The sequence below is a fragment of the Martelella sp. UBA3392 genome, assembly GCF_002358775.1.
Lineage (GTDB): Bacteria > Pseudomonadota > Alphaproteobacteria > Rhizobiales > Rhizobiaceae > Martelella > Martelella mediterranea.
On sequence record NZ_DEPM01000145.1, the window covers coordinates 9,957 to 14,903 of the forward strand.

At 64.5% G+C, this 4,947-nt stretch carries 3 protein-coding genes; 1 reads left to right on the forward strand and 2 read right to left on the reverse strand.

Going from position 1 to position 4,947, the window contains the following annotated elements; all coding sequences use genetic code 11:
• Nucleotides 1–100: 100 nt before the first annotated feature.
• Nucleotides 101–3,907 carry a molybdopterin-dependent oxidoreductase gene (locus tag B4E36_RS11105; protein ID WP_292052039.1) on the reverse strand — a complete coding sequence of 1,269 codons (3,807 nt, stop codon included), beginning with the start codon at nucleotides 3,905–3,907 and terminating at the stop codon, nucleotides 101–103.
• A 294-nt stretch (nucleotides 3,908–4,201) separates the two neighbouring features.
• Here B4E36_RS11105 and B4E36_RS11110 point away from each other — a divergent pair, with 294 nt between their 5' ends.
• Nucleotides 4,202–4,729 (forward strand): DUF488 domain-containing protein, encoded by a 528-nt coding sequence (locus tag B4E36_RS11110; RefSeq protein WP_345900343.1) that lies wholly within the window; start codon nucleotides 4,202–4,204, stop codon nucleotides 4,727–4,729.
• 3 nt (nucleotides 4,730–4,732) lie between these two features.
• Here B4E36_RS11110 and B4E36_RS11115 read toward each other — a convergent pair.
• Nucleotides 4,733–4,947 (reverse strand): DUF6522 family protein (locus B4E36_RS11115; RefSeq protein WP_345900344.1); only part of this gene is annotated, 215 nt, incomplete at its 5' end.

Here is a 4,947-nt window from a genome sequence, read left to right on the forward strand (position 1 = left end):
TGAGCAGGCCGTCCCGGATAATGGCGGCGCGGATCGCGTTTTCATCGATGACAAGGATCGCGAGATCACTGGTGTTCATGAGGCGGCTTCCGCAAAACGGTCAATAGACATCGCGCATATAACGTTTTTCCCTGATCAGCGTCTTAACGTAGCCTTCGGCGGCTGCTTGCGAAAGCCCGCCATGGGTCTCGGCAATCGTACGGAGCGCGGCATCCACATCCTTCGCCATGCGGCTCGCATCGCCGCAGACATAGAAATGCGCGCCCTCCTGCAGCCAGTCCCAGATTTCACGGCCGTTTTCCGCCATGCGGTGCTGGACATAAATCTTCTCCGCCTGATCGCGCGAAAAGGCGGTGTCGAAGCGGGTCAGCAACCCGCCCTTCAGCCAGGCCTCGATCTCGTCGCTGTAGTAATAGCCGCTATCGCGCGAGTGCTCGCCGAAGAACAGCCAGTTCGGCCCGCCCGCGCCCGCCGCCTCCCGGTCCTGCAGAAAGGCGCGGAACGGAGCGATGCCGGTACCCGGCCCGACCATGATCGCCGGTGTGTCGGGATCGGCGGGTGGGCGGAAATGCGCCTGTCTCTTCACCGAAACGCGCACCGGTTCGGCCGCCGCCCTGTCCGCCAAAAATGCCGAGGCGACGCCCTTGCGGCTCTTTCCGTGACGGGCATGGCGCAGCACCGAAACCGTCAGATGGATTTCGTCCGGGCTCGCCTTCGGGCTGGAGGCAATCGAATAGAGCCGCGGCTGCAGCTTCTTCAGATGGTCGCAGAAGTCCTGCCCGGCAACGGGTTTCGGCGCGATGGCGAGAATATCGGCGATCTGCCGGCCCCAGAGCCAGTCATTGAGGGCTTTCCGGTCCGCCGCGCCTGTCAGCGCCTTCAACGTTTCATGGCCGCTGACATCCGCCCACCATTTGAGGAAATCCGGATGCGGCTGACCGATCTCGAAATGATCGCGCAATGCCTCGCCAATGCCGATATCGTGGCCATTGATGCCGGAAATCGGCGTTTCCGCCGGCAGTTGCAGAGAGGTCAGGATTTCATCGACAAGTTCGGGACAGTTGCGCGGCATGATGGAGAGCGCATCGCCCGCCTCGTAATCCGCCGCGCCATCGACCCGGAAGCCGAACTGGCGCACCTCCTTGGCGCTGCCAGCGCCGCTGAGCAGCCGGTTGACACTGAGCCTGGCCGGAACGGTTTGCGGCGGTTTGCGCCCATTGGATCGGACGGCGGTTTCAGCCGAGGCCGCCGCGCCATTCGAAGGCCCGGAAAGAGCGGCCATCGCCGCCGCAACAGCGTCCCCCTCCTCGCCCGCATCCAGCGTGCGGCAGGCGGCCAGACGCGCCGCGCCGAGCACTTCGAGCCGGGCATCCAGCTTCCGGCCGAAGCCGCAGAATTGATCATAGGAACTGTCGCCCATCGCCACCACGGCGTAGCTGAGGTCCTCCAGTCGCGGCGCATCCTCGCGCAAGAGCGCCGCCCAGAAATCGTCCGCATGATCGGGCGGATCGCCATCGCCGAAGGTGCTGACGATGAAAAGTACTGGCTCCTTTGTCGCAAGGTCATGCGGCGAGACCGCGTCGAGCGGACGCAATGCCGCGCGGTACCCCGCCGCGCCAAGCGCGTCGCAAAGATCGGCGGCCGCCATTTCGGCAGTCCCCGTCTGCGAGGCGAATAACACGGAGACACCGGGCCTTGACGGGTTCGGGTCCGGCTGCGCGTCCTTGCCTTCCGCCAATACCGGCACGGCCTCGGCCTTGCCCCGCGCAACCACCAGCCCATCGGGCTTGGCCGCCGCCACGCGGGCGAGCGCCACCGCCGTCACCTTGAACTCCGGCTGGAGCGATATCGGATCGACGGCATCGCCGGTCACCGCGTTGACCGCCAATTGGTCGCCGAACACATCGTTCCAATGAAACGGCGCAAACAGCGCGCCCGGGGAAACCCGATCGGTGACGATGGCAGGCAGTATCGCGCTGCCATGGCGCGAGGCGACGGACACCCGGTCGTTGTCGCCGATCCCGAGCGCCGCCGCATCGGCCAGATTGATCTCGACGAAGGGCGCGGCATTGAGCTTGTTCAGCCGGGCGACCTTGCCGGTCTTGGTCATCGTGTGCCACTGGTGCTGCAGCCTGCCGGTGTTGAGAATGAACGGATAGTCGCCATCCGGCATTTCGCGCGGGCCGAAGTGCGGTCGCGGCCAGAACTTCGCCCGGCCGCTTTCGGTAGCGAATGTCAATCCTCTGTCAGGCACGCGGTAGCGGATCGGGTTGCGCGTGGTTTGCCCGGTCTCGGATGCCGGCCACTGGATGCTGCCTTCACGCAGACGCGCATGCGTGACGCCGGAAATGTCATAACCGGTCGCGGGATTGGAAAACTGCCGGATTTCCTCGAACACCTCCGCCGCGCTCTCATAGGTGAAGGCCGCCTCATAGCCCATGGCGCAGGCGACTTTCGCGATGATCTGCCAGTCCGGCAGGGCCTCGCCCGGCGCCTTTGCGGCCGCCACTGTCAGCGCCATATTGCGCTCGGAATTGACCATGACGCCATCGGCCTCGAACGAGACTCCCGCCGGCAGAAGGATATCGGCATAGGGCGAGGTTTCGGTCTCGGCATAGGCATCCTGGACCGCGACGAATTCGGCGCGTTCAAGCGCCGCCGTCACCGTCTTGCGGTTGGCGACGCTTGCGACCGGATTGGTGCAGATGATCCAGGCGGCCCTGATCGCGCCCGCCGCCATCGCCTCGAACATGGCGATGGTGCCGGTGCCTTCCTCGGCGCGGATGGTGCCGGGTGCAAGGCCCCAGCGCGCCTCGCAAAAGCGCCGGTCAACCTCCACCAGCGCCGAACGCTGCCCCGGCAGCCCCGGCCCCATATAGCCCATCTCGCGCCCGCCCATGGCATTCGGCTGGCCCGTCAGCGAGAAGGGTCCGCTGCCGGGGCGACAGATCTTGCCCGTGGCCAGATGCAGATTGCAGATCGCATTGGTGTTGAAGGTGCCCTGGACGGACTGATTGAGGCCCATGGTCCAGAACGTCATGAATTCGCCGGCGGCAAGCACCATATCGGCAGCGGCACTGATGTCCTCGACCTCAAGCCCGGTGATCGCCGCGACCCGCTCCGGCGGATAGTCGGCGAGAAAGGCGGGCATATCCGCCCAGCCCTCCGTATAGGCCTCGACAAAGGCCTGATCGACGCCGCCCGCTTCGACAATCAGATGCAGAAGCCCGTTCAGCAGAGCGAGGTCGGTTCCGGGTTTCGGCGCGAGATGCAGATCGGCTTTCTCGGCAGTCGCAGTGCGGCGCGGATCGACGACGATCAGCTTTGCGCCTTCTCTCACTCGGTCCATCATCCGCAGGAACAGGATCGGATGGCAATCGGCCATGTTCGAGCCGATCACCAGAAACAGATCGGCCTTCTCGATGTCTTCATAGGACCCCGGCGGCGCATCCGCGCCGAGCGACAGCTTGTAGCCGGACCCGGCGCTAGCCATGCACAGCCTGGAATTGGATTCGATATGGCGGGTGCGCAAAAAACCCTTGGCGAGCTTGTTGGCGAGATACTGCGCCTCCATCGACATCTGGCCGGAGACATAGAGCGCAATGGCGTCGGGGCCGTGTTCATCGGCAATGGCGCGCAAGCGCTTCGCCGTCTCGGCGATCGCGGTCTCGACGGACGTGGTTGCGGGCGCAACATCCGCATCCCGCCGGACCAGCGCGTTTTCGAGACGACCCGGCGCAGAGATCGCTTCATGCGCGGTCTTGCCCTTGGTGCAGAGCCGTCCGCGATTGGCCGGATGGTCCCTGTCGCCCGATAGCCGGACGATCCGCCCGTCCTCGACATCAAGCACCACGCCGCAGCCGACGCCGCAATAGGGACAGACGCTTTTGACACGCTCTACGCCCATCGCCGTCCTCCGTTCTGACAAGGACTAACGATGGACGGAAACGGGAGATGACGCGCAGAATGGATCACATGCCGGGGTGGCATCGGCTTTCCTCGCTGTCTAAAATGAAAACAAAAAAGCCGCGGCATCATTCGAAGCGCTCCCTTGAAGGAAACGGTTCTCAGATCCGCAGCTTTGCGATGGAATGCCCGCCATTGGACATTGATATGTTCAACGATAGTCCGACACGCGATGACTTTCAAGTCCACCGGCTGATTTGCCGAAGCGTTACATCACAGGGAGGGAGACAGCACGATGCCGGTGAAGATCAAACGGATCTATGACGAACCCGACAAGGCCGACGGCCTGCGCGTTCTCGTCGACCGTCTCTGGCCGCGCGGCCTTGCGAAGGACAGGGCCCGCATCGACCTCTGGTCCAAGGAGGTCGCGCCTTCAGGCGAATTGCGCAAATGGTTCGCGCACAGAAAAGACCGGTGGGAGGATTTTCAACGGCGCTATCGCGCGGAGCTTGCGGAAGACGCCGCGTTTGATGAGCTTTGCGCAAAGAGCGAACATGGCACCGTGACATTGCTCTATGCCGCCCGCGACGGATGCATCAACCACGCGCGGGTCCTCGCGGCCGTCATTACGGAAAGGAACGGTCGCGACGCCGAGACGGATCAGCCGGACGAAGGCGCGGTGGAGGTGTCGTCCCCGCCCTGTTTTCTGCACGAACTGGACCCGGCCTGGCTGGGAACGGAACGTCGCGACGACAGCGGCGCGCCGGCAGATCCCGAAACCGACGACCAGCCCTCGCACAAGAAAACCAGCCGCCCGGAATAGCCCTCAGGCCGAACGCCCGCCTGAGGTGACGATGCTGAATTCGTCGTCCTCGATCATGCCATCCTCGCGCACGGTCAGCCGCCAGCGGCGATTGCCGATGCGGAAGGAGAGGCGCCAGCGGCCCGCATCCTCGCCGTCGCCGCGCTCCACCGATGAGCGGACCTGCCCGCGCGCGGTCATGGCCCGCAGGTCATCGACGCCTAGGCCGAAGCGGCGGG

Coding starts and splice junctions, on each gene's coding strand:
- B4E36_RS11105 (WP_292052039.1), bottom strand. CDS start 3,907: ATGGGCGTAGAGCGTGTCAAAAGCGTCTGTCCCTATTGCGGCGTCGGC.
- B4E36_RS11110 (WP_345900343.1), top strand. CDS start 4,202: ATGCCGGTGAAGATCAAACGGATCTATGACGAACCCGACAAGGCCGAC.